This window comes from Enterococcus sp. 6D12_DIV0197 (genome assembly GCF_002174385.1).
GTDB lineage: Bacteria > Bacillota > Bacilli > Lactobacillales > Enterococcaceae > Enterococcus_D > Enterococcus_D casseliflavus.
Genome location: NZ_NIBN01000001.1, coordinates 3,693,351 through 3,716,428, shown reverse-complemented (window position 1 = coordinate 3,716,428; position 23,078 = coordinate 3,693,351). Strand labels below are relative to the sequence as shown.

General features: G+C 41.2%; 22 protein-coding genes. 12 read left to right on the top strand and 10 right to left on the bottom strand.

Going from position 1 to position 23,078, the window contains the following annotated elements; genetic code table 11:
* Positions 1-547: 547 nt before the first annotated feature.
* On the bottom strand, positions 548-2,362 hold the full coding sequence (locus A5867_RS17610; RefSeq protein ID WP_087628123.1) for an alpha/beta fold hydrolase: 1,815 nt from the start codon (positions 2,360-2,362) through the stop codon (positions 548-550).
* Positions 2,363-2,416: 54 nt separating this feature from the next.
* Complete coding sequence (locus A5867_RS17605; RefSeq protein WP_087628122.1) at positions 2,417-3,001, bottom strand: TetR/AcrR family transcriptional regulator; 585 nt, start codon at positions 2,999-3,001, stop codon at positions 2,417-2,419.
* A 176-nt stretch (positions 3,002-3,177) separates the two neighbouring features.
* On the opposite strand from A5867_RS17605, the gene A5867_RS17600 reads away from it, so the two are divergent.
* Together A5867_RS17600 and A5867_RS17595 are read left to right on the top strand one after the other, a co-directional pair.
* Positions 3,178-3,426 carry a hypothetical protein gene (locus tag A5867_RS17600; protein WP_087628121.1) on the top strand — a complete coding sequence of 83 codons (249 nt, stop codon included), beginning with the start codon at positions 3,178-3,180 and terminating at the stop codon, positions 3,424-3,426.
* Positions 3,427-3,709: 283 nt separating this feature from the next.
* Complete coding sequence (locus A5867_RS17595) at positions 3,710-3,994, top strand: hypothetical protein (RefSeq protein ID WP_016608520.1); 285 nt, start codon at positions 3,710-3,712, stop codon at positions 3,992-3,994.
* Between the two features lie 1,416 nt (positions 3,995-5,410).
* Here A5867_RS17595 and A5867_RS17580 read toward each other — a convergent pair.
* Entirely contained in the window at positions 5,411-5,839 is a 429-nt protein-coding gene (locus A5867_RS17580) for a hypothetical protein (protein ID WP_170927555.1), read from the bottom strand.
* A gap of 152 nt (positions 5,840-5,991) precedes the next feature.
* On the opposite strand from A5867_RS17580, the gene A5867_RS17575 reads away from it, so the two are divergent.
* The 4 genes from A5867_RS17575 (at position 5,992) to A5867_RS17560 (ending at position 11,479) form a co-directional block, all read left to right on the top strand.
* Entirely contained in the window at positions 5,992-6,633 is a 642-nt protein-coding gene (locus tag A5867_RS17575; RefSeq protein WP_015510550.1) for a hypothetical protein, read from the top strand.
* Between the two features lie 26 nt (positions 6,634-6,659).
* On the top strand, positions 6,660-8,069 hold the full coding sequence (locus tag A5867_RS17570; protein WP_010748933.1) for an amino acid permease: 1,410 nt from the start codon (positions 6,660-6,662) through the stop codon (positions 8,067-8,069).
* A 29-nt stretch (positions 8,070-8,098) separates the two neighbouring features.
* Complete coding sequence (locus A5867_RS17565; RefSeq protein WP_074934182.1) at positions 8,099-9,493, top strand: glutamate decarboxylase; 1,395 nt, start codon at positions 8,099-8,101, stop codon at positions 9,491-9,493.
* Between the two features lie 537 nt (positions 9,494-10,030).
* Positions 10,031-11,479: a helix-turn-helix domain-containing protein gene (locus tag A5867_RS17560; RefSeq protein WP_087628118.1), complete on the top strand. Its 1,449-nt coding sequence runs from the start codon at positions 10,031-10,033 to the stop codon at positions 11,477-11,479.
* A 296-nt stretch (positions 11,480-11,775) separates the two neighbouring features.
* Here the strand turns inward: A5867_RS17560 and A5867_RS17555 are convergent, their stop codons facing one another.
* The 4 genes from A5867_RS17555 to A5867_RS17540 form a co-directional block, all read right to left on the bottom strand.
* A complete protein-coding gene (locus A5867_RS17555; protein ID WP_010748936.1) occupies positions 11,776-12,174 on the bottom strand; it encodes a DUF1093 domain-containing protein in 399 nt (132 codons plus the stop codon).
* A 409-nt stretch (positions 12,175-12,583) separates the two neighbouring features.
* Positions 12,584-14,005 (bottom strand): deoxyribodipyrimidine photo-lyase, encoded by a 1,422-nt coding sequence (locus A5867_RS17550; protein WP_087628117.1) that lies wholly within the window; start codon positions 14,003-14,005, stop codon positions 12,584-12,586.
* A 241-nt stretch (positions 14,006-14,246) separates the two neighbouring features.
* Complete coding sequence (locus tag A5867_RS17545; RefSeq protein ID WP_074934178.1) at positions 14,247-14,612, bottom strand: DUF2512 family protein; 366 nt, start codon at positions 14,610-14,612, stop codon at positions 14,247-14,249.
* A 363-nt stretch (positions 14,613-14,975) separates the two neighbouring features.
* Complete coding sequence (locus A5867_RS17540; RefSeq protein ID WP_074934177.1) at positions 14,976-15,449, bottom strand: DUF3955 domain-containing protein; 474 nt, start codon at positions 15,447-15,449, stop codon at positions 14,976-14,978.
* 425 nt (positions 15,450-15,874) lie between these two features.
* Here A5867_RS17540 and A5867_RS17535 point away from each other — a divergent pair, with 425 nt between their 5' ends.
* The 5 genes from A5867_RS17535 to A5867_RS17515 all read left to right on the top strand — a co-directional run bounded on the left by A5867_RS17535 (position 15,875) and on the right by A5867_RS17515 (position 20,047).
* A complete protein-coding gene (locus A5867_RS17535) occupies positions 15,875-16,189 on the top strand; it encodes a rhodanese-like domain-containing protein (protein ID WP_010748940.1) in 315 nt (104 codons plus the stop codon).
* Between the two features lie 2 nt (positions 16,190-16,191).
* Positions 16,192-17,850 carry an FAD-dependent oxidoreductase gene (locus A5867_RS17530; RefSeq protein WP_087628199.1) on the top strand — a complete coding sequence of 553 codons (1,659 nt, stop codon included), beginning with the start codon at positions 16,192-16,194 and terminating at the stop codon, positions 17,848-17,850.
* Positions 17,843-18,142, top strand: coding sequence for a rhodanese-like domain-containing protein (locus A5867_RS17525; protein ID WP_087628116.1), 300 nt, complete (start codon positions 17,843-17,845; stop codon positions 18,140-18,142). The genes A5867_RS17530 and A5867_RS17525 overlap by 8 nt, the downstream gene beginning before the upstream one ends.
* Entirely contained in the window at positions 18,139-18,399 is a 261-nt protein-coding gene (locus A5867_RS17520; RefSeq protein WP_005230585.1) for a metal-sensitive transcriptional regulator, read from the top strand. Before A5867_RS17525 ends, A5867_RS17520 begins: the two co-directional genes overlap by 4 nt.
* A 331-nt stretch (positions 18,400-18,730) precedes the next feature.
* Complete coding sequence (locus A5867_RS17515) at positions 18,731-20,047, top strand: MATE family efflux transporter (protein ID WP_087628115.1); 1,317 nt, start codon at positions 18,731-18,733, stop codon at positions 20,045-20,047.
* Positions 20,048-20,112: 65 nt separating this feature from the next.
* Here the strand turns inward: A5867_RS17515 and A5867_RS17510 are convergent, their stop codons facing one another.
* On the bottom strand, positions 20,113-20,319 hold the full coding sequence (locus A5867_RS17510) for a hypothetical protein (protein ID WP_005230591.1): 207 nt from the start codon (positions 20,317-20,319) through the stop codon (positions 20,113-20,115).
* Between the two features lie 367 nt (positions 20,320-20,686).
* Positions 20,687-21,427 carry an SDR family oxidoreductase gene (locus tag A5867_RS17505; protein WP_087628114.1) on the bottom strand — a complete coding sequence of 247 codons (741 nt, stop codon included), beginning with the start codon at positions 21,425-21,427 and terminating at the stop codon, positions 20,687-20,689.
* A gap of 165 nt (positions 21,428-21,592) precedes the next feature.
* Here A5867_RS17505 and A5867_RS17500 point away from each other — a divergent pair, with 165 nt between their 5' ends.
* Positions 21,593-22,030, top strand: a complete 438-nt coding sequence (locus A5867_RS17500; RefSeq protein ID WP_005230594.1) for a MerR family transcriptional regulator — start codon at positions 21,593-21,595, stop codon at positions 22,028-22,030.
* A gap of 142 nt (positions 22,031-22,172) precedes the next feature.
* On the opposite strand, the gene A5867_RS17495 is transcribed toward A5867_RS17500, so the two are convergent.
* The gene (locus A5867_RS17495; protein WP_087628113.1) at positions 22,173-22,922 is read right to left on the bottom strand and encodes a SagB/ThcOx family dehydrogenase; all 750 of its coding nucleotides are present in this window, start codon (positions 22,920-22,922) and stop codon (positions 22,173-22,175) included.
* Positions 22,923-23,078 lie beyond the last annotated feature (156 nt).

Sequence of the window (23,078 nt, the reverse complement as noted above, 5' to 3'; positions counted from 1 at the left end):
ATTCGATACAGTGTACGGGACTATAATACCCTGGATTTTATTACATTTCTTGTATAATTTATTCGCTTTATTACTCTCTCTAACATGGAAAGAAGCTAATCAAAGGATCGTTTCTTATAATTAGCTTCTTTTTTATTACTTAGCTATTGTGGAGAGATACCATTTTATTTACTTATCCTAGATAGTTTTCTTATCTTAACTTTTTGTTTATCTGATTTTTTTATAACGATAACCAAGAGTCTCTTGGCATAATACCAATTTTGACTCCGATACTATTTTCATCAAAAATAGTAGAGCAGGCTCCTGATAGAATCGTTTCTTCTGGAAAGCTAACAATTGTGGATGTCCGTGCCGCCAGAAGAGCTATGGATAGATTTTTCATGTGAATTTATTTCATAGAGGAACATATCTTCTTATATGGAGGATGTTAGGAAGGTACTGACACTATTCTCATCAAAGAGAGGGACACCTTTCAATAACTAATTATATTAAGTAGGAATTTTCGTAAGTAGATTAGCGTACTTAATAAAATCATGCCTCCCTAAAATCACCCTTCGATTAACTCTACCAACACATCAGCTGTTTCTTGCGGATGGCTGATTGGAAAATGATGACCCAATGGCAGATCGACTATTTTAGTCGTTTCTCTTGGCGGTAAATAGCTTTTATCCTCGGTTCCCCATATGATCGGAATTGAAGGGTCTATTCTTTGGTGAAGGGTCATTTCTTTTAACAACCGATTTAGTTGAAGTGTTGTGTTGACTATCCGTGAAGAACGAACACTCTTCTTCACTCTTTTTAAATATTCACTAGAAGAGGCTGCTTCGTCTATCAGCAGTCCTTTTTTTGTGAAATAGGCGAGTAATTGTCGTTCAGATGCATGCTTTAAAGCTAGTTTACTGAGCCATGTTGCAGGGACCGAATCGGTTTTGTGAATAGGTGGTTGTAAAAGAATCAGTTGATCGTTCTCTGAAAAGAAGCGCTGTTCAGCGGCTGTTAATAACAAGGCGGCACCAAAAGAATGGCCGATAAAGACAGAGCCGTCAGGCAGGATATTCTTTAGTGAGCGTATCAACTCAAGATATGGTGTCAACAGCTGTTGCTTTTTAATAAACGGAGATCTTCCGAATCCTGGTAAATCTGCAATGATAATTTTTCTTCCTGTTTGCTTATTCAATGCTAGTCCCAGTTGAAAGAGATCGGTACCATCGCTAAATAAGCCATGCAAAAGCACGAGAGGAGTAGCAGAGCCCTCCAATTGATAGACCGTCGCTTCGTCGACAGCTATGCGTGTGTAGGGTGTTAGGCTTTCTTCCCCATAGGTCAAGCGAAAATCAATGTCAGCTACTGCTAGCGGGATGTTTGATGCTGCTATTTTTTTAATCAGTTCCGATTCAAAATCGCGTTTTGTCAGCCGATTGTCAAAGGTTCTATTGGTTAAAAAGTTTAAACTGCTTTCAGGAATACCCGTTAATTTGCTTCCGCCAGCTGCCATAACGAACTTGAGTAAACCAAAAGGAACGCTCAGACGAGGTTTGCTTCGATTAAGACTTTCAGAAATCAGTCCCATCAGTTGAACGATCTCTTTATCGGCGTGTTTATCGGCAACAAGGGGATACGTCATTTCGTCTTTTGTCTCATTGAATATGGTTTTGACAATAAATTGAGCGAGTACATTTTTATTGATCAACGGCAGTCGATAGTCGGTTCCTCCGGGGATAACAGGTAAGGCTCCACTTCGGATTATTTTTATAAATAAGCCAAAGCCTTCGAGTTGTTCGGTGCTGCCTGTTTGCTCATCACCGATGACGGTTGGCGGATTGATTACTGCTAAAGGAATATGGTGCTTTTTCGCTTCTTGTCGAATATAAATATCAGATAAAAACTTCATCTGCTCATAGGGCGGGGTTCCAAGTAACGCTGGATGCACCTCTTTGAATACATCCGTCGTTTCCCAGACAGAAGCATCATCCGTGAATGGGCTCATGTACCCAGCTACGTGGATGATCTTTTTTAATTTGTTTCTCTTGTTGATTTCTGTTGCAAGTGTCATGAGGTTTTTGCTGCCTTCTAAAAAGGAGCTCTTCGCGGCTGTTTCTGATAAGGTGATATCCATCGGACCGCCGCAGTGAAGAATCATGTTGCAGTGCATCGCTCGTTCATGATCGATCGCATTTAGGCCTAAGTTCTCTTTTGTTAAATCTCCTGTTACCAACGCTATTTTTTCAGGGGCTAATGCTTGTAATAGTCTTGCTTTCGCTGGATTTCTGACAAGTAATGTTAAGAAAACATCTTCCCTTGCGAGTTGTTTGACGATTTCTTTGCCAATAAACCCAGTTGCTCCGATAATTAAAATATTCATTATTTTCTCCTTTTTAGAACTATTTAGTCCTAATTTTATATAAAAAAATTACTCTTAAACGAGTAATTTAAATAAATTTTTGGCTGTAGTAGTGAGATACTGACTCTCTTTTTTTACTTCTGCTAAAAAGAGTGCCCCTTCAAGGTTGTTTACAAAAATCTCCGCCGTTTCTTTGACGTTGATGTCTTCACGAAATGCTTTAGTATTTATTCCTTCTTGAATCAATCCCTCGCAGATACGCGTTAAATAATCAAAAAAATGATTGATTTTTTCTTGGACCTGCCGATCATTTTTCGGCGCTTGCATAATGAAAGTAATGAAGGGACAGCTGCCTTGATAGTCCCGCTCTTCAATTTCTTCAGCCAAACTTTGTAGAAAGGTCAGCATTTTTTCTTCTAAAGTTAGATTGGTCTGTTTCAAAATGTCTTCTAGTTTTTCTCGGTATATAATGATCCAAAAATCAATCACTGCTAGTAATAATTCCTCCTTACTTGAGAAGTGGTAATAGACATTTGATTTTGACACACCGCTTTGTTGCACGACCTCATCCATACTGGTATACGTGTAGCCGACTTTGAGAAAAAGGCTGGCGGCTGTTTCGATCACTCGGTTTTTATTTGAACGTTTATAATTTTCCATAATAGAACTATATAGTACTAATTGAGTCTTGTCAATTTTTTATTCACTGATTGATTCATTTTCTTTTTATTGTTGTAAAATTAATGTTAAAAAATAATTTAAGGTTCTTTTTTTAATGATTGGTATGTATAATAAGAACATACAGTAAGAAAGTGTATGCTGAAAAGAGGACTCTTATGAAAAAATTTGCAATTGGCTGTTTTGGGATCAGCCTTTTTATGACGATCGTTGGCCTTTTTTTACAGACGATTTTGGTCCCTATTCAAGATTTTGACACAATCAGCAAAGAAGAACTTAAGAATATCCAACTTGATCTTGCTATTAATTATCCATTAGGAACTGGTATGCTCTATATCGGGCTTCCTTTGTTAGTATGCTCGAGTGGTTATTTGGTTTTTTGTTATTTTAGAGATAGGAAGAACTGAAGCTGTTTTTGTATCCCTTAAAAAGGAAAATCACTCATACAAACACCACTTTTCATCACAAAAGAAAGAGTGCGGATCTCGAAACTTATAACAGAAATCATACGTGCGTTGACTAGTAACATCTGTAAATTAGTTTTGAAAGATAGCGAAGCTTCTCTTGAAAAAATGCTTAAGAGGAACGCAATATAATATGATGTACGTTTGTATTTAAATGAAAAGGTAAATATTGTTTGTTTGGATCTGTAATGTTTGAGGAAATACTAACTAATTAAGGAAGTGCTTTATGAAAATAAATGATGTTTTGCATAGACGCCAGTATACGATTAATTTATCTTCTAATACGCCACCGCTTGATTTAGCTTCTTTAAGTAATATGGGGGTCTGGAGTAATCCAAAAGAGAAACACTATATATTGACTTTGACACACAATGACGATCCCATTAACGATTCTTCTATGTTTGAGAAAATTTTTAAGGAGCGTACTGGATTACAGTCAAAAGATTTTATATATGAAGCAAAACATGGACCGATGACCCTACAACGTGCTGTTGATTCGACTTGGTTTTGAAAATATAGAGTTTTTTGAATAGATGCAATAGCACAAATGCATGAAATCATGGTATTGAGATTATTTTGAAGGAATTGAAAATAATGAATTTTTTTAGGGAAGCAGGTCTGAATAGCTATAAACAATCACGAAAAGAATAGAAAACAACATTCAATTAGCAATCTATCTAGTAATTCCTTTAACGTAATGAATACAAAATCTGATCCTTCACAAACTGGATCACCAATACCTTTTCAAAATGGCGACTTTTCATCAGTTGATCGAAACGTTCATTCTTCAAAAACAGTCACTGAACTGCTTTGTTTCTATTTAGCAGGTAGTATTATTGCGGCAATTGGGTGTTATTTGTATATTAAGCTGCCCTTATTTGCTAATTTACTGGAGAATACGATTTTATCTTTTGCTATTACTTTTGGGATTATCATCCTAAGCTTTGTTTTGTCTCATTTTATAACGAAAGTACTTACTGCTCATACCAGAAATAAATGACCAATATGAAATGAATTGTGAGGATAAATAGATGTATTCAAATTACCAGAAGCTGCCGCACTATTTAAAAAAGTGGTATGCATTATTTTATATTTTACCATTGATGCTTCTCTTATTTGTTAATGGCTGGACAGAGTGGTTAACGTTTCCTATAACAGTAGGAATCCTATTTATTCTTTATGGAATAAGTTGTTTTTTTGCTACCAAGGCGTCTCAAGGTAAAAAAGAATGGTTTGTTCTAGATGGCATCACTTTTGGGATTGCCTTGATCACTCTTTCTATCATTTAATTGAAATAAAGGGGTAGCCTTTGATGCAGAGATAATAGTGGAGAACCGATTATTGCGCATGTCGTCTCTTCTTTCTTTGTGATGGCAGCAGCTATCACGATTCTAAAGACTACTTTTAATTGTTTATCCATATGAGTAAAAGATTTGATGTTCGTTTAGCTATATTTTAGAATTTTAAAAATATGTTTGATTGAAGTCATTTAGATAGTTTAAATATTCGCAATAGATTTGGCAGTTTCTGCAGTTGATATATAATTGTATCCAAAAAACTTTCCTATTTGAATGAAAAGCTCACCCCAAGCAGCCCCTGAAAAATAGTTTCGGGGGCTGCTTGGGATTTTGGGGGGCTTAGCTTGCTAAGTAATGATCGATCAATAAAAAATGATCAAAACAGAATAGGAAATTTTTTGTTTTCAATCAAAAAAGTTTGATCTTTTTATCAAGCAGAGGATGGCACAAGTAAGTGGAAAGTAGGTAGTGGCTATTTTTTGTGTTCAGGATGGGGAAGTAGATTTGTCTAGGATACACGTGAGGATAAACGTTTGAGGATCATTTGTTTTTGACTTACCTATGTGCCATCACTGCAAAAACCCTGTGGATGAAGGCGTCATGTACGACACCAAATACTCGGATGAGAACTAAGGACGGTTGATTGCCCGTGCCTGACACGCTTTTTCTAACCGCAAAGTCGTAAGGGCTGAAGAGCTGCAACGCTGAGTAAGTTGGCTGCCCCGTGCGGTTTTTGGTGTTTTTTGAACCCTACAAGCTGCTATTGCTCCTCGTCTATTCGTCGCAAGCTTGGAAGGCTTTCTCAGAAAATGCCCGTCAGCTGTCAGCACGTTGTCTTTTGCATCAGGAAGCATCAGCGTTCCAACAAACCTTGGTGACCCAGAAGGCACCCACTCATTTTGGGCAACTTTTATCCGAGAAATCGTTGCGCTAGAAGTAGGTCCGTCCGTACTTTCCAGAAAAAAGGTAGCTGAAAGTGGGCGGATACCCAACAAAAAGGCGGTTATGACGACCACAAGCACTCTCAAAAAACTCAGTCCTTTCTTTTCAATGGTCATTGTTCTTATCTGCACTTCATGATAGCACCGAAACGCGAAGTAATTTTCGCGTTTTTTTGTTTTTAAAATAAAAAATTAGATATTCGCTTTTTTTAGATAAATGGTATACCTGAGATGGAATAAAAATAATAAAAGAAAGGACAGGATTTACAATGAAAAAAACATCATTAGTTGCAGGTTTCGTTTTAGGTGTAGGCGTTTTGTTCACTCTAGGTGCTTGCTCAACAGTGGAAGAATCAGGGGAAGTGGTCTCTGGATCAGGAACCGAAACGTTGATCAGTGATTCTTCAGATGAGGTGATCGTGGGAAGTGAAAAACTGAGTGATGACGGGTATTTTGAAGAAATCGTCACCAAGGGAATCGATCCGAAAGTCAAAGATGTTGTTTGGTATGAAACGAATTATGAAAATGCTGGTTGGGATCACATTCGCTTTTTAGTGAACCATGTAAAAATTGTGAATGTAGAAGCGTTCAAACACAAAGACAAAGAATACAAAACATTGCTTTCACTGAAATACCAATTGTTTAATGAAGACTCAAAAGACAAAAAAATCAAACCTGACAAAGCATATTTGGTGTTGAATGATGGCAAGAAAATTGAAGCGGAAGTATTTGTGGACTATTTAGATGATGAAATTTTGACCCATGACAAACACAAAGATGGCTTCATTCACTTTAAAGTAGCACAAGAACAAAGTTTGCCAGCGATCAAAGCAATCGAAATCGAATTTAAAGCAGATGGTGATCTGACACATACGTACCATATTGATCTTTCTTCCGCTGCTGAAAAATAGTATCTAACGATAGGAGGTTGAAAAAAATGGATACTAGCAAGAAAAAACTATCATTGTTGAGTTTTTTTGCGATAACTGCTTCAATGGTGATGACGGTATATGAGTATCCAACCTTTGCGACATCGAAGATGAATCTAGTTTTTTATTTACTCGTCGGCGGTTTCCTCTGGTTTATCCCTGTAGCCCTTTGCTCTGCGGAGATGGCTACTGTAAAAGGATGGGAAAAAGGGGGACTCTATACCTGGGTCTCAAAAACATTAGGGAGAAAATGGGGCTTTGCTGCCATTTTCTTCCAATGGTTCCAAATCACGGTAGGCTTTATTACGATGATTTACTTTATTGTCGGGGCGCTTTCCTATGCCCTAAATTGGCCGGCTCTTAATACCAATGTTTGGCTGAAGCTGATTGCCACTTTAGTGATCTTTTGGCTGATCACGATCTCACAATTTGGCGGAACAAAAAATACCGCGAAGATTGCCAAAGTAGGGTTCTTTGTGGGGATCGTCGCAACTGGGATCATACTTTTTATCCTAGGAATTGTCTACATTGCTCAAGGAAATCCCATCAAAGTTTCCTTTGGCTCAGGCGCATGGATTCCTGATTTTACGAAAATCAATACGCTGGTCGTTTTTGTTTCCTTTATTTTGGCCTATGCAGGGGTTGAATCTTCTGCCAGTCACGTAAAAGACATGGACAATCCTGGGAAGAATTACCCGAAAGCCATTTTGATTTTAGTCGTAGCGACGATTCTTTTGGATACGTTAGGTGGGGCAACGGTGGCTGCCACGATTCCCCAAAATCAATTGTCTCTTGATACTGGTGTGATTCAAGCCTATTCTTATTTGATCCATCATTTTGGCGGCGGGGAATGGCTGGTTCGTTTGATTGCCGTGGTCATCTGTTTAGGTGTCATTGCAGAAATTGCCGCTTGGGTAGTCGGCCCATCGACGGCGATGCTTGAAGCAGCTGAAAATGGCTTGCTGCCAAAACAAATGGCCAAAGTCAATCAACACAATGTCCCAATCAATATCGTTTTGGTGCAAGGCATCATTGTTTCTATTTGGGCGGTTGTCTTGACATTAGGCGGCGGGGGCGCCAATCTATCCTTCTTCGTTGCGATGGCTTTGACGGTCTGCATCTATCTGGTTGCTTATGTTCTCTTGTTTCTTTCGTATATTAAGTTAGTCAAAGAAAAAGACGACTTAACAAGAACGTATCATATTCCTGGTGGGAAAAATGTGAAAATTGGTGTTGCGATGGTTGGTTTGCTTGTTTCTATTTTTTCTTTCTTTATTTCCTTCTTTCCACCGAGCGATATCGGATCGGGAAAAGGCGGAACCTATTTAGCCATCTTGATCATCAGCTGGCTGATAATTGTCGTGATACCGTTTGTCATCTATAAATACGTAGGTGAAAAAGCAAGCGATAAAAAATAAAAAGCACAACCTATGAGGAGGAGAGCTGCATGTTATTTAGTAAAAAAAATCGAAAAGAAGCCCAATATTTGGAACCTATCTATGGGAATGAGGCAATGGATCGGGCGATCCCTATGTACAAATTGCCAAAAGAGTCCTTGGTACCGCGGGATGCCTATGAATTAGTCAAAGATCAATTGATCGATGAAGGGGTCTCAAGACAAAATTTGGCGACGTTTTGTCAAACCTACATGGAACCAGAAGCGGTCAAAATCATGAGTGAAACCCTTGATAAAAACGCCATCGATAAAACCGAGTACCCACGGACAGCCGAAATTGAAAACCGCTGTGTCAACATGATCGCTGATTTATGGCATGCACCAGAAGCGTCTGATTTTATCGGTACATCAACGGTAGGTTCAAGTGAAGCGTGTATGCTAGGTGGATTGGCCTTAAAATTTGCTTGGCGCAATCGGGCAAAAAAACTTGGTTTAGATATCAATAAACAAAAACCAAACTTAGTGATTTCTTCTGCCTATCAAGTCGTTTGGGAAAAATTCTGTGTCTACTGGGACATTGAAATGCGGACGATCCCTATCGATGAAGAACATGGCAGCATCAATGTTGAAAAGGTCACAGACTATTTAGATGAATATACGATCGGGGTCGTCGGCATCTTAGGGATCACTTACACTGGACGATACGATGACATCAAAGCACTAGATAAGAAATTAGAGGAATACAACAAACACACCGACTACAAAGTTTACATCCACGTGGATGCGGCTAGTGGTGGATTGTACACACCCTTTATGGAACCAGAGCTTGAATGGGATTTCCGTTTGAAAAACGTTCGTTCCATCAGTACGTCTGGACATAAATATGGGTTAGTCTATCCTGGTATCGGTTGGGTGCTTTGGAAAGAAAAAGATTTCCTTCCAGAAGAATTGGTCTTCAAAGTAAGTTATCTTGGCGGTGAAATGCCAACGATGGCCATCAACTTTTCAAGAAGTGCCAGCCAAATCATCGGACAATATTACACCTTTATCCGCAATGGGTTTGAAGGCTACCGCTTGATCCACAAAAAGACCAGTGATGTTGCCCAATATCTAGCAAAAGAGATTGAAAACATGGGTTACTTCGATATTTATAATGATGGATCACGGTTGCCGATCGTCTGCTACAAATTAAAAGAAGATGCCGACATTTCTTGGAATCTGTATGATTTGACGGATGAATTTGCCATGAAAGGCTGGCAAGTCCCTACCTATCCATTACCTGATAATCTATCACATATCAATATCCAACGCTTTGTCTGTCGGGCAGATTTAAGTATGCAAATGGCAATGGATCTGGTGCAAGACATGAAAGAAGGAATCGAGCGCTTGAACAAGCGACCAAGCCGTCATGTTTCATCCGACCAAACCTATGGCTTTTCACATTAAGAAACGGTATCGCTAGAAACCCGTACATTGCTTTTTTCAATGAATAAAAAGACCCTTTATGAAACGTTTTTTGCAATTCTGAATGAACAATGGTTTATAGAAAAATCAAAGGCGGTTGCATCGACTGCCTTTGATTTTTTTGTTTATACGAACGGGTAAGCATTTGATAGGGTCATTTTTTAAGAGAAAGTAAAAAAATGGGGCTTGATAATTTCATTTATTGACATTTCTAGCTTGTGATAGTATTAATTATTATGGTCTAAATATATTTTTTTTGAGAAGAATGTTTTACATAAACAAAAAGAAAATCCGAGAATATTGTCGCGAGGAATTTCTGAGGAAAGTTCGTCTGGCAGGGCGCATTTTTGTTCGTTCGTTTTGGTTTATTTGGGGAGTAAGTGAAGGAAAAGTATGTGTAGAAAGGGCCTGTTTTTACTACATTTGTTTGTTTCATAGGAAATGTACTGCTATCTTTTTCTGTAAATTGGTTGTAACTATTCGAAAAGAATAAGGATTTACACAGGAGGAAAAACAGTCATGTATAAAGAAGACTTACTGGATAAAGACTTGAAATTGGAGTATATCTTGCTCAAATTCTTGTATTTATCGACGGGACATATCAAAAAAAGTGATGCGTGTCGGGAATTAGAGATTACGATGCCAACCTTGACGAAACTATCAGAAAATCTTCAGCAACAACTAAAAAATGAGAAGGTCTCTTTTGCAATCAACCGTTATACCCTTGATTTGCAAGTAAACGACAGCGTCTCATTGGATGATTTGACCGACACGTTATTGAAAAAATCTGTAAAATATCAAATTATCCATTATTTGTTTCAACATGCAGGCTATGATGCTTTCGTATTAGCCGATGAATTAAAAATAAGCGTGGGGACACTGAATCGTGTGATTGCAGAGTGCAATCAGCTGCTGCAGCATTTTGAATTAAAGATAAAGAACAAAAAGCTAGCGGGAACGATGACGCAACGCATTTATTTTTACTATAATTTTTTAAAAATGGGGGAAACAGCGATCGATTCTGTTTTGATCGATGAGCTGGTGGCGGAGCTAGCGAAAAAAATAACCCTCTCGATTGCGCAACAAAAGCAGTTGAAGATCTGGCTATTTGTGATCATGAAAAAAGTCACGCCTCACACAACCTTGGGAAGCTTAAGTCCGGAGGAACAAATCAAAATCAATCGCTGCCAAGAAATGCCGATTTGTCGCTTTATTCGACAGGCCTATGTGTCGAAAAAAAGCATCTGTTCAGTAGACGAAGCCAAGATCGTCCCCTTCTTTATCTGTCTTTTTCTCGTTACGGTAGGAGGAATTCCTTACGAGGAGCTTCGCTTAGGGCTGTATACCAATAAAAATCCTGTTTTTGAGATTACCGATGAAGTCATGGCAGCGATCCAGTCCATTTATTGTCTTGAAGCCTCGCATACGACGATCGATATTAAAGCCAGTGTCTTCTCCTTGATCGCACAAGTCTATTACTTTCATGGGGTAAATTACTCCATTGACCGAGTCACCTTGAATTACTACCACAAGCTATTTCACAATTCCTTGCGAGATCAAGTGATTACAGACATCCTACAACACATTATTGCACCAACTAACTTGTTTACGCCCACGAAACTCAACTACCTCAAGAAACGTCTGGTCTTTTTAATCTATCTGTTATCACCGAAAGAGGAATATCGGGTACGGATCGGGGTCTTAAATATGGGCTCCAGTCTTTTGGCAGATGCTTCCATTTACTTGTTAAAAAATGAACTAAAAGGGAAACAAAATGTGACTATTTCTCCTTATAACAATGAGGAAGAATACGATTTGCTGATTTCAAACGCCCGTGTCCCTCAACTTGGCACCAATTATGGTCAATTTTATCAAGTGACTGCCATCGGTGCCGATTTAGATGTCAATCAGGTTTCTGCGATCGTCGATCAAATTGCTTACTCTAAGTACCATTCTTTTGTGGTGTGAGCCATTACTTGTTAGTTAAAAAGCAGTGAGTCAACGGATAGGTGATTCGCTGCTTTTTCAATTATCTGCGAAGGATGAGAAGGAAAAGGAGCTTGAATTGCTCTTATCATTGATGACGGAATAAGAATTGGGATCAGTCAAGCAGCTTTCTGCTAGATAAATGTGCCCAGTATCCTTGTATAACGTATCGCAACAGAGCAGAAGACATCAAGTGTGAAAATAACAGAAGGGTTTCAAAATACTGATTTTGGAAGGATGTAAAAAAAGACCCACATAGAGATGTGAGTCTGCAACCATTAGTTTTGATTTTCTAATTTCTCTAAAACCTTTTTGGGAATTGCGTCTTTTTCAACGCCATTCGGGCCTTTTATTGTCCGCTTTTCACTGATCACCGCTTTTACATAAGAATTTGGTGTTAAGGGTTTTGCGTTATCTTCTGATAATGAAACCTCAAGGGTTTGGGTACTGCCATCTTCTTTTACAAAGTTTAATGTGTAATCGTAAGAATACCAAGGAGACTGGTCGCCGATGCCGCTCTTACTTTCGTGTTGGACCTTAGGCGGAATCTCAGACGGGACATACGCGTAAGCTGTTTGTCCTGAGTAGGTGGATTGATAATATTCATAGCCTTTGTATCCGACAAACCCTAAAAGTACGACTAAGATGAATCCGATTATTTTTTTCATATAAACCATCCTTATCCTCAAATATGGAGCTATTATAACAGAATGGTTCTATAGATGACCTTTCATCAGACGAACAGTTTTGCAAGGAGAAACGTTACTAGCCAGTCGTGAAAAAGCAGGGAACGCCGCTAGTAAAGGGTTTGATCTATAAATCGTCAGGGGATTGGTGCTTAGAGCGACTAGAAATAAGAGGGAAAGTAGACAACAAGACCTTAATTAAAAAACACAGTATGGAAAATGTTTCTTTTATGTATGTCCAGCAGCAGACAACTTGATGAGACGTGCCGTTTGTTTTTCACTATAGAAAGGTGAAAATAGCGCACCAGTTTCATAAAAAACCAGCAAAGGCGCTCCGTAAGAGGACCGTCTTTGCTGTTTTTTTTACAGAAAATGCTTGAGAGCAGTCCATGGCAGCTTTTTATGGTTCGATTTTACTATACAAATCGAGGGCTCTTTTTCTGGCTTCGTTGTGGTCAACTACAGGCAACGGATAGTCGGTGCCTAAAACTACCTTTAGGTCGGCTTGTTCTTCGTCAGTCATCAAGTAGGGTTCATGGATGAATTTTAGCGGCAACTGGGCGAGTTCGGGAACAAATTGTTTGATAAACGTCCCATCCTTGTCAAATTTTTTCCCTTGTGTGATGGGGTTGAAAATTCGAAAGTAAGGAACCGCATCGGTGCCAGTCGAAGCTGCCCACTGCCAGCCGCCGATATTGCTGGCAGCGTCGTAGTCGATCAATTGTCGAGCAAAATAGGCTTCTCCTTGCCGCCAATCGATCAGTAAATCTTTGGTTAGAAAGGAAGCGACGATCATCCGTAGACGGTTATGCATCCAACCGGTCTGATTCAGCTGCCGCATCGCGGCATCAATGATCGGATAGCCGGTTTGCCCTGCTTGCCATTTGGTTAGCTCCTCTTCATTCTTTCGCCAATCCATGTTTCGATATTTCTCAATGAGTTCATAGTTTTTTTGTTCAGGATGGCTGAAGTAGATCATATGATAAAAATCTCGCCAAGCCAGTTCTTTTAAAAAGGTCGCTTTGCCAGTGCTTGATGGCATTCCTTGGCAAGCGGCCCAAACCTTCCGAATGGAGATTTGTCCAAAAGACAAGAAAGGGGACAGGCGGCTCGTTCCTTTGATCGAAGGGATATCACGGTCTTTTTCATAGGCGGCCAAACGCTTTTGCACAAAGGCCTGCAATTGTTTATGCGCATAGTCTTCCCCAACGATCGTTGAAAAATCGGTCTTTCTATTTTCTAGCAGCTTAGCAAGCAGCGCTGTCCCTGCTTTGAAGTGAGGGGCATCATCAAAATGAACGGCTTTTTCAAAATCGAGGGCCTGCTTTTGATACACCGGTTTGGGCAATTGAATCCATTTCTTATAGTAGGGGGTAAATTTTTTGTAATACGTCCCATCCTCTTTGGTGACTTCTGTTGGTTGATGCAGATGATGGTCTTCAAAAGAATGGACAGTGATGCCTTTTTTCTCGACCAATTCTTTTATGTAGAGATCACGTTTACGACCAAATCCACGGTTATCAAAGTTGAAGTAAAGCTGGCTCCATTCTGGATAGCAAGCGAACAACTGATCAAAGGTTTCTGTCAAAGTCCCTGTCAATAGGTGGATCGTCAGATTTTGCTTTTTGGCAGCCTCGATAAAGTGAGCAACTGCGCTAAAAAAGTAATCATGGCTTGGCGCCTTGGGAAGAAACTGCTTGTCATTGAGATGAAATACACACAACAAATGGTCGTTTTCTTGAAGAGAAAAAAGCGCCTCAGTCAGTGCCGTGTTGTCCTCTAAGCGTAGATCCTTTCTAAACCACATCACATGAATTGCCATACAAACCTCCTTGATAATATAACCGTGCAAAAAACGATCGGATTTCGTTTATAGTAATGGAAAGAGGGGATTTATTCAAATTTGGCGATTGCTTTAGCTAACCAGAAATCTTGGCAAGCGTCCGTGATTATAGAAAGCATATGGAACAAGAAGATGCGTCGCTTTTCAATAGCCGATCTTGTAAACAAAAAAAATCGAACACAGAACAAGAGTCTGCGTTCGATTCTAGCAATCAACAAAATTATTTCATTTTCCGTTCATCTGGCACGATGTCTGCTTTTAACAACCAGATGTGGAAGAACCATTCTGCCACACCAATCAATACTGCTGGGATCAATACTAGCATCCAGATGTCATTTGTATAGTCCATATAAGTCAGATACAGCCATAGGATAAGGGCTGCTGCGCCGGCATCTGCAACCGTTGCCGCAATGTTACCGATCTTTCGCAAAATGACCAAGTCGCCTAGCACATAGATCATCACCACAATGATCACACCGACGATCGTCGAGTCCATAAAACTGACATCGTAAATCCCTGACAACACAATCCACAAAATCGCCCAAATCATTAGTGCTTTGACAACCAACGCTTTTAGATGTTTCATTTCATACACTCCTTTTTATTATTTATTCCAAAAGCAAGAAGGTCATTGTTAGTGATAACCTTCTATTTCAAGGCTATCATCTGACATTTTTTGTGTCAAAAAAAATGATTGGTTTGATTTTTTATACTATTTTAAGCATAATTGCTTGACGAATAGTCGTAAATAGTTTAAACACTTTCAGGAATGATCAGTGGGATTAATTTGTGAAACGAAAGAAGAATAGAGGGGATTTTGTAAGGAGATAAAGTATCGGTACAGTATTTACTGGAATCAAACAATTTAGCAAGGCAATTTAAATGGAGCGACCCGCCAAAGTCAGATTTTGATCTGCTTTTCGAGGGTCGCTTTATGCCGTCTTCTTATTTATTTTCTCCTAACAGCTCGAAAATAACTGATCCCGGTTCCTGCAAATACTACGAAACTAGCCAATAGGAACAAAAATCCTACAGGAATCAGGTAGAAATTTTCATGTAAAATGCCGGATTGATCGATGTATTCTACGGCGCTTGCTTTGATGAAGAAGCAAGCAAAGCCGAATAGTAGTAAAAATGTTCCGATCAGGGTCGTGATCAAATTGAGTTTGGCGCGTCGGGTCTCGCTGCCGTCTTTGATTAGTTTTTCAGTGATCTTGTTCACTTGAGTTCCTCCTAAAATCAATTCATCAAGCGAGAGCTCAAAAATCGTGGCGATGGCAATCAGCATTTCTAAATCTGGTAGATTACGATTGTTTTCCCAGTTCGAAACGGCTTGTCTTGTCACGTGTAGTTGAGTGGCAAATTGTTCTTGGGTCAAGTTATTTCTCGTACGTACTTCTTTGATTTTTTCGCCAAATTCCATCTTTTCTTCCTTTCGCTGATGTGACTTAAGCATAGTCGAAACCCTCGTTGGTTCCAAGAAAGCAGGGCTTGCTGCTTGATAAATCAAGGGAAAGTGGTGCTTGCGTCACTTGTTTGTCCGCTATTGGTTAGGGCGAGAGCCAATCATCTTTAATAATCAAAGCGATCAGCTGCTAAGTAAACGATTTGATGTGTGTTATTTTTACAATGTATCTTTTCTTTTATTATAGCATTGTGATCGAGGGGAGGGAAATGTGTGATACAGGCCTTTCGCTACTTGATTGGTAGATGTCTAACAGCTGTCGAGAGTATCGAGCGGGGAGCAGCGCAACAGCAAGTTTCTTTTCTTAAAGAAAATCACTTAGTTGACAAATCGCAAAACATCTTGTTTAATATACCCCAAGGGGTATACGAAAGGGGCAAGAAATGTTTTCACTATTTAAGCGCATACCAAGTATGTCAACAGCAGATTTACAAAAAGAAGGAGCCAAAGAATGGACGGTTCTGGATGTACGCACGCCGGCGGAGTACCGCAGCGGGCACATTGCCTATGCGAAAAATGTACCGTTAAATAAGGTTGCTGGATTTACTCAAAAAGGCGACAAGAAACTGGCAGTCATTTGCCAATCGGGGATGCGAAGCAAACAAGCAGCCAAAATCCTAAGTAAAAAAGGTTTTGATGTGGTCAACGTTCGTGGCGGCATGAATCAATGGCGCGGAACAACCAAAGGAGGAAAGTAATGATGGAAAAAATAGTTATTGTCGGTGGGGTAGCAGGGGGAATGTCGGCAGCCACGCGCTTACGTCGGCTTAAAGAAGCAGCGGAGATCATTGTTTTTGAAAAAGGTCCTTTTGTCTCTTTTGCGAATTGCGGGTTGCCGTATGCCATTTCTGGTGAGATCAAAGAGCGAGATGCCCTATTGGTCCAAACACCTGAAGCATTAAAGAAACGGTTCAACTTAGATGTGCGACCTTTTCATGAAGTGCTGGCGATCGAGCCAGAGGAGAAAACGGTGACGGTCAAACATGGCGAACATGTCTTCACGGAATCTTATGATGCGTTGATTTTATCGCCGGGGGCAAAACCGCTAGTACCAGCGATCAAAGGGCTAGAAGAAGCAACCAACGCCTTTTCTTTGCGCAATGTTCCTGACTTAGACCAAATCATGGCGCATCTTGAAGACAAAAAGCCTCAAAAAGCCACGATCATTGGCGCTGGGTTTATTGGGTTAGAAGTCGCTGAAAATTTACATAAAAAAGGCCTCGAAGTAACGATCGTAGAAAAAGCACCCCACGTATTGCCACCTTTGGACGAAGAAATGGCTGCGTATGTCAAAAATGAATTGATCAAGCAAGGGGTCAAAGTTTTGACCTCGCAGTCAGCGACCGCTTTTGAAAAAGCAGGGCAAGAAATCGTTCTGGAAGATGGCACGGTCCTGACTTCAGATCTCATGATTCTTTCGGTTGGTGTCCAACCAGAAACGGATTTGGCGAAACGTGCTGGTATTGAATTGGGACGCCGGGGGGGTATCTTAGTAGATGAGCAATACCAAACCAGCAAGAAAGATATTTACGCGGTGGGTGATGCCATCGTTGTGAAACAACAAATCACCAACGAAGACACGCTGATCTCCCTGGCTTCACCAGCCAATCGCCAAGGTCGGCAAGTAGCTGATGTGTTGGGAGGACTGGCTCGCAAAAACAAAGGCAGTATCGGGACTGCGATCGTGCGCGTATTCGATCTTGCAGCAGCTTCCACAGGGTTGAGTGAGCGCAGCGCCAAACTGGCAGGGCTAAATCCCCAGGTGGTACATCTGTTAGGCAAAGACCATGCAGGGTATTATCCTAATGCGACGGATATTTATTTGAAACTGATTTTTGATGCGGATACTGGAAAAATCTACGGTGCGCAAGGCATCGGTGCCAAAGGAGTCGATAAACGGATCGATATATTGGCAACAGCGATCAAAGGCGGCTTAACGATCTTTGACTTGCCTGAACTGGAATTCACCTATGCACCGCCTTTTGGCTCAGCCAAAGATCCAGTGAATATGCTTGGCTATGCAGCGATCAATCTGGCGGAAGGAATCAGTGAGAATATTCAGTGGCACGAATTGATGGATGCCTTAGAAAACGGTAAGCAGTTGTTGGATGTTCGTTCAGAGATGGAATTAGCCAATAATGGACGTTTTCAACAAGCGCTCCACATTCCGTTAGATGAATTGAGGGATCGGTTGTCTGAATTGGATCCAAGCGTTTCGTATGTCGTTACGTGTCATAGCGGATTGAGAAGCTACATTGCCGAACGCATCTTAAAACAAGCGGGCATCAATTGTCAAAACCTCGATGGTGCCTTTTCGTTGTATAATACTATTAAGCCGGAGATGATTATTCATGATTAAAGCAATATCTATGGAGGAATTTGCCCAAAAAGAAAAACGTGAACCACTTGAGATCCTTGATGTCAGAGAAGTCGATGAGTTTGCACAAGGACACATCAAAACAGCACAAAACCAACCGTTGAGCGAGCTGACAGAACAAATCAGCGACTTAGAGAAGGATAAAAACTACTATGTCATCTGTCATTCAGGGGCTCGTTCGCAAATGGCATCTGAGTTTTTGAGCCAGCAAGGGTTTCAAGTGACCAATGTCCTCGGCGGCATGTCAGCATGGAGAGGAGAAATCAAACGATGACCGCATGCAACAAAGATATTTTGAATCGGTTAAAACGAACCGAAGGCCAGTTGCGGGGGATTCAAAAAATGATCGAAGACGAGAAAGAATGCGTCGATGTCATCACGCAATTGTCCGCCGTCAGTTCCAGTGTTAACCGTATTATGGGGATCATTGTCGCTGAAAATTTGAAAAATTGTTTGGAAAATCCAGACAGCGACACGGAAACCCAAAAGCAGAAAATCGATCAAGCCGTTCAGCTGATCGTGAAGAAATAACGGTATTTTTGAAAGGTTTGTCGCGTTTTTTATCATCCTATGGAAAAGGTTCAGAAGAGCAGCATGTTCTTCTGAACCTTTTTATTCTTCATCAGTGATTGCTTGTCGACACCAATAGAGGAAACAAGCGGAGATTGTCGGTATGTTTTGTTTTTTTATTATGAAGGAATATACACCGAGAAGGCTGTATGGTTAAATGGAGGGAGAAACGTCAAAACGCCTGATGGGTCGTTGAGTATATGTAGCAAACAACGATCGCTTTTCTTGTGATTAAAATCACAAGAAGCGAGTGGGTGTTGCGCAGTTATGGCGAATGAGAGAGGAGAGTTTCTTGAACAAAAAAATACAGTCTTTTACATTACCCTTGATTGCTTCCAATTTGTTTCAAATCATTATTGCGCAAGTTTCATTAGCGATTATTTCAAGAAGATCCACGGAAGCGCTGGCGGCGATCGCACTGATCGACGGGTTTCTCTATGCTTTTGCGGGTATCTTAGGTGCGATTGGTCTGGCTTTTAATATTTATGGCGCAAAGGCAGTCGGACAAAGAGAAGAGACGCAGTTAAACGATTATCTATCCTCGGTTCTTTTTCTAGTAGTCGCGATCGGCGTGAGCTTTTTCTTGATTTTCCTGCTTTTTGGACGCGGCATTTTGCAGGTTGTCTACGGATTTAGCGGGGAGCTGCTAGGAACTGCGACATTGTATCTTGCAATCATGTCTCCCTATATTTTACTTACCTTAGTCACATTTGTTTTTACTAGCCTTTTAAAAATTGAAAAGAAAACGAACTACATCCTCGGTGTTTCCATTATTAGTGCGTTGGTACAGGTGTTGCTTAGCTATCTATTGATAAATGGCAATCTCGGTTTTCCCGCAATGGGGGTCTTAGGCAGTGGCATCGCAAATATGCTTGCGACTTTGTGCTTGCTGGGGATTTATGGGGTTCTTTTACGAGAAAGTCTAGTCATGGGGCTGAAACAAAGACCACGAAAACGCACCTTTTTATTGAAAAAATCGGTCCCTTTAATGATTCAGGAATGCTTTGAGGGTTTAGTCTTTGTTATTGCTTTTGAAGCTTTCGTCTCACGATTGGGTGTCAGTACGCTGGCAGCCTATGCGATCGGCAGCCAAGGATTGATGATCGCACGTTTGCCTGCTTTGATGTATGGCAACGCAGTGACCGTCTTTGCTAGTGAGGCGAATGGTCAGAACAATCGTCAGAAGGTTTTAGCAGTGGGGAAAAGTGCCTTCGTTTCTTCTTTTGTGGCTTATGTTGGAATCGCCAGTCTGATCTGGGTCTTTCGTCCTGCTTTTTTTCAGTTGTTTACTACAGATGTCGCTGTTTTAGACTTGTTGCCAGCTATTCTACCAATTATGCTGGGGATAATGCTCGTCAGTCCGTTATATGAAATCACAAAATACCTATTACAAAGCTTGGAGTGCAGTCGCACGGTTTGTGTGTTGACAGGATGCGTCAACAGTCTGGTTTTAGTGGGAATCATGGGCTTTTGGCGCAGTGGGCAGCTGAACTTTTTCTTCCTCTACTGTCTATACGGCATGAATTTCCTGATTCTCGGTAGTTTCTTTGCAGGGCTGTTTTATTGGACGATCAAACAGCGTGATCCTCAGGGCAAAGGACGCCTTTGAGGGTTAAAAAAGCGAAGGTGCTGCTGAGCCTTCGCTTTTTCGTCGCCTACAATTGGACAGGTGGATTAGTTGTGGCTGACTTCTTCGTAAAAGATAGCGTTGCGTTCTGCAATCAGTTGGGTTTCCCTTCGCTCTAATTCAAGAAAGGTTTCGTCTGCCAGCAATTCGGCAGCAGAGTAGCCGGCAGCCAAGAAATTTTCGGCATAGGTCAATTTTTGATTCGTAATGTTTCTTCGTTGCTCGGCAATAATGAGTAGCTGCTTTACATTCATATACACACTCCATTCTTTTATAAAAAGCAAGTACTAAAAAGAGGACAGCTAAGGCAGTACTTGCAAGTCAACGGTGAAGGTAGGGCTGCGCGCTTGCTCGGCTATTCATCGCTCATCAGGAGAACGTCGGGTTTGTTTCTGATCAAACGGGTTTATACGAAAGCTTTGTACTAAGTATAAAAAAATTTCCACCGTAGCAACAGAACCTAGTCGTTTACATAAAGCAACCATTGGTTTACATTCTTTCGACAAGTGGGTGTTACAAGAAAATCAAGTGATTTTTCCAAGAAAACGGTGGGATTTGACGACAAAAAAACCTGCGACCAGCTTGAAGCGGTCGCAGGTTTCATAGATTAGTAGAAATAGCTTAAACGGTTTGTTTTGCTGGGCGCAGCAAGACTTCGCTGATCGCCACATGTTTGGGCTGTTGAATGGCATAAACCACTGCATTTGCTACGTCTTCTGGCGTTAGGCTGTTGCCTTCCACGCGAGAGGTTTCTTTCAAGGCTGCTTCTAGTTGAGCATTGCCGACGGTTTCAAACAATTCCGTGGAGACCATTCCCGGAGAGACGATGGTTGAGCGAATGCCATGTTCACGTTCTTCTTGGCGCAAGCCTTCCATGATTGCACGAACTGCAAACTTTGTCCCGTTGTACACGGCAGAACCTGGGTAAATGACATGGCCAGCAACTGAGTCAGTGGCGATGATCAAGCCGTCTTGTTGATTTTGCATGATGGGCAGCACAGCGCCGATCCCGTTTAATACCCCCATGATATTGATATCCAGCATTTTTTGCCAGCTGTCATAGTTCAACTCTGCCAAGTTTCCTTGAGGCATGATGCCAGCATTATTGAAAAGGACATCAATCCGACCAAAGGAGGCCATGGCTAAATCAATGACTTGTTGGACTTGTTCGCGATTGGTGACATCAGCTGTTTGATACAAGACATTTTCTCCTAATTTTTCAGCCAGTACTTTGATGCGCTCTTCACGGCGGGCAGCGATCACTATTTTTGCCCCTTGTTCGGCTAGTTTAACGGCGGTCGCTTCCCCAATTCCTGAAGATGCTCCCATAATTACGATAACTTTTTCTTTGATTTCTGTCATTTGTATTTCCTCCAGTGAATGATTTTTTCAGCGAATCCTGCTAATGCCAATGGTGAACCTGTGAGACGATAGGTGATTGACAGTACAGTGCTTGCGGTGTATTTTAATTGTAGAACCTGAAGTTAGGTTTAGGTCAAGTGATAAATATAATTTTTTTTAGGAGCGATGCAAGTGAGTTACTCGATTGGTGAAGTATCACAAACGACCAATATCCCCATCTCGACACTGCGTTATTACGATCGAGAAGGGATGTTTCCGAAGTTGGCCCGCAGTAATGGCGGCATTCGGGTGTTTTCCGAAAAAGAAGTAGCGACGATCAAAGTGATCGATTGTTTGAAGAATACTGGCATGCCCATCAAAGACATCAAGAATTTCTTGGATTGGGGCGAGGAAGGCGATGCGTCTTTGCAGAAACGGCAGCAGCTGTTTCATGAACGCTTGGAAGAAGTCACAAAGCAAATGGCAGCCTTGCAAGAAACCATGAATACGATCAAATACAAATGCTGGTACTACGATACAGCGATGGCAGCAGGCACCGAAGCGGTGGTAAAAGAGTTGCCACTAGAAGAAATACCAGAAGAAGTCCGAGCATACAAACTGTAAGCCCATCGAAAAACCACCTGCTGTTTTTGCAGGTGGTTTTTCTATTCTACTGGTTTTTCTGGGAAAATCAACCTTGCCAGTTGCCGTTTTCTAACGGCAGTTCGGCAGTCCCATGAAAATTGGGTTTCGTTCGTCGGCAGTGTTACTCAATAACGCCTACAGGAATCAAATAGCGGGGTTCATTTTCCGTTGGCAGCTGCAGCAGCTCTGTCAGTTCATGATCCGTGAAGGCGCCGATCGGCACAGCACCTAAGCCTAACGCTTGGGCTTGTAAAAGGACATTTTGGGCGGAATGACCGACTTCGATATAGGCATAGCGTTCGATTCCTCGGTCTCCATAGCGCTCGATCAGTCGTTCATAAACCACTGTATAAAGCAATGTGGCAGATGCCCGTTGGATCGCTTGCTGGTCCAACGAACCTTCCGCCAATGCGGTCCGAAAATCACCAGCAAGAACTTTTGCTAAGGTATGCTGCTCTGGTTGATACAGATAAAGCCCTGGCTCAAGCCCCGTTACCTGTGTGACCACAACATAGAGGTCTAAGGGATACAAGGCACCAGCCGAAGGCGCTGTCCGGCGACCATCTTCTGTAGTGACACCGGCAGCGGCCCATAAAAGCTGTGCCAGCTGTTCTTGTGTTAGCTCAGTGTCTAGAAAATCCCGTTGCGAGCGCCGCTCGAAGAGAGCTTCCGACACACTGGTTTCCCCGTCTAAGATTGGTTGCGGCAATGGAAAGGTTTCATAGGAAACTGCTGGTTCAGAAGAAGTGGCGGTGTTGGTAGTCGGTTGTTCTTTAATTGGTGCCGTATCCGCACTGCAGCCAGTGAGGAGTAAGCCCAACACCAAAAGAGCGCCTAAATGAACAAAGCGAAATCGTTTGTAACGGGTCATGAGGGTTCCTCCTTTTCTAAGGACTTCGTGTTATTTATAAGTATAACAAGGATTGCTTTTTCATGCGCTTTTATTCGCAAACGGGTGAGCAGTGACAAGCGTATCAGCTCAATCAGGTCATAGGAAAAGCAGACTTTTTAATATTTTCTAAAGGCT

What these genes read in the sequence shown, in the direction of transcription:
- A5867_RS17610 (WP_087628123.1), bottom strand. Translation starts at nt 2,362, where the DNA reads ATGAATATTTTAATTATCGGAGCAACTGGGTTTATTGGCAAAGAAATC.
- A5867_RS17605 (WP_087628122.1), bottom strand. Translation starts at nt 3,001, where the DNA reads ATGGAAAATTATAAACGTTCAAATAAAAACCGAGTGATCGAAACAGCC.
- A5867_RS17600 (WP_087628121.1), top strand. Translation starts at nt 3,178, where the DNA reads ATGAAAAAATTTGCAATTGGCTGTTTTGGGATCAGCCTTTTTATGACG.
- A5867_RS17595 (WP_016608520.1), top strand. Translation starts at nt 3,710, where the DNA reads ATGAAAATAAATGATGTTTTGCATAGACGCCAGTATACGATTAATTTA.
- A5867_RS17580 (WP_170927555.1), bottom strand. Translation starts at nt 5,839, where the DNA reads ATGACCATTGAAAAGAAAGGACTGAGTTTTTTGAGAGTGCTTGTGGTC.
- A5867_RS17575 (WP_015510550.1), top strand. Translation starts at nt 5,992, where the DNA reads ATGAAAAAAACATCATTAGTTGCAGGTTTCGTTTTAGGTGTAGGCGTT.
- A5867_RS17570 (WP_010748933.1), top strand. Translation starts at nt 6,660, where the DNA reads ATGGATACTAGCAAGAAAAAACTATCATTGTTGAGTTTTTTTGCGATA.
- A5867_RS17565 (WP_074934182.1), top strand. Translation starts at nt 8,099, where the DNA reads ATGTTATTTAGTAAAAAAAATCGAAAAGAAGCCCAATATTTGGAACCT.
- A5867_RS17560 (WP_087628118.1), top strand. Translation starts at nt 10,031, where the DNA reads ATGTATAAAGAAGACTTACTGGATAAAGACTTGAAATTGGAGTATATC.
- A5867_RS17555 (WP_010748936.1), bottom strand. Translation starts at nt 12,174, where the DNA reads ATGGTTTATATGAAAAAAATAATCGGATTCATCTTAGTCGTACTTTTA.
- A5867_RS17550 (WP_087628117.1), bottom strand. Translation starts at nt 14,005, where the DNA reads ATGGCAATTCATGTGATGTGGTTTAGAAAGGATCTACGCTTAGAGGAC.
- A5867_RS17545 (WP_074934178.1), bottom strand. Translation starts at nt 14,612, where the DNA reads ATGAAACATCTAAAAGCGTTGGTTGTCAAAGCACTAATGATTTGGGCG.
- A5867_RS17540 (WP_074934177.1), bottom strand. Translation starts at nt 15,449, where the DNA reads ATGGAATTTGGCGAAAAAATCAAAGAAGTACGTACGAGAAATAACTTG.
- A5867_RS17535 (WP_010748940.1), top strand. Translation starts at nt 15,875, where the DNA reads ATGTTTTCACTATTTAAGCGCATACCAAGTATGTCAACAGCAGATTTA.
- A5867_RS17530 (WP_087628199.1), top strand. Translation starts at nt 16,192, where the DNA reads ATGGAAAAAATAGTTATTGTCGGTGGGGTAGCAGGGGGAATGTCGGCA.
- A5867_RS17525 (WP_087628116.1), top strand. Translation starts at nt 17,843, where the DNA reads ATGATTAAAGCAATATCTATGGAGGAATTTGCCCAAAAAGAAAAACGT.
- A5867_RS17520 (WP_005230585.1), top strand. Translation starts at nt 18,139, where the DNA reads ATGACCGCATGCAACAAAGATATTTTGAATCGGTTAAAACGAACCGAA.
- A5867_RS17510 (WP_005230591.1), bottom strand. Translation starts at nt 20,319, where the DNA reads ATGAATGTAAAGCAGCTACTCATTATTGCCGAGCAACGAAGAAACATT.
- A5867_RS17505 (WP_087628114.1), bottom strand. Translation starts at nt 21,427, where the DNA reads ATGACAGAAATCAAAGAAAAAGTTATCGTAATTATGGGAGCATCTTCA.
- A5867_RS17500 (WP_005230594.1), top strand. Translation starts at nt 21,593, where the DNA reads ATGCAAGTGAGTTACTCGATTGGTGAAGTATCACAAACGACCAATATC.
- A5867_RS17495 (WP_087628113.1), bottom strand. Translation starts at nt 22,922, where the DNA reads ATGACCCGTTACAAACGATTTCGCTTTGTTCATTTAGGCGCTCTTTTG.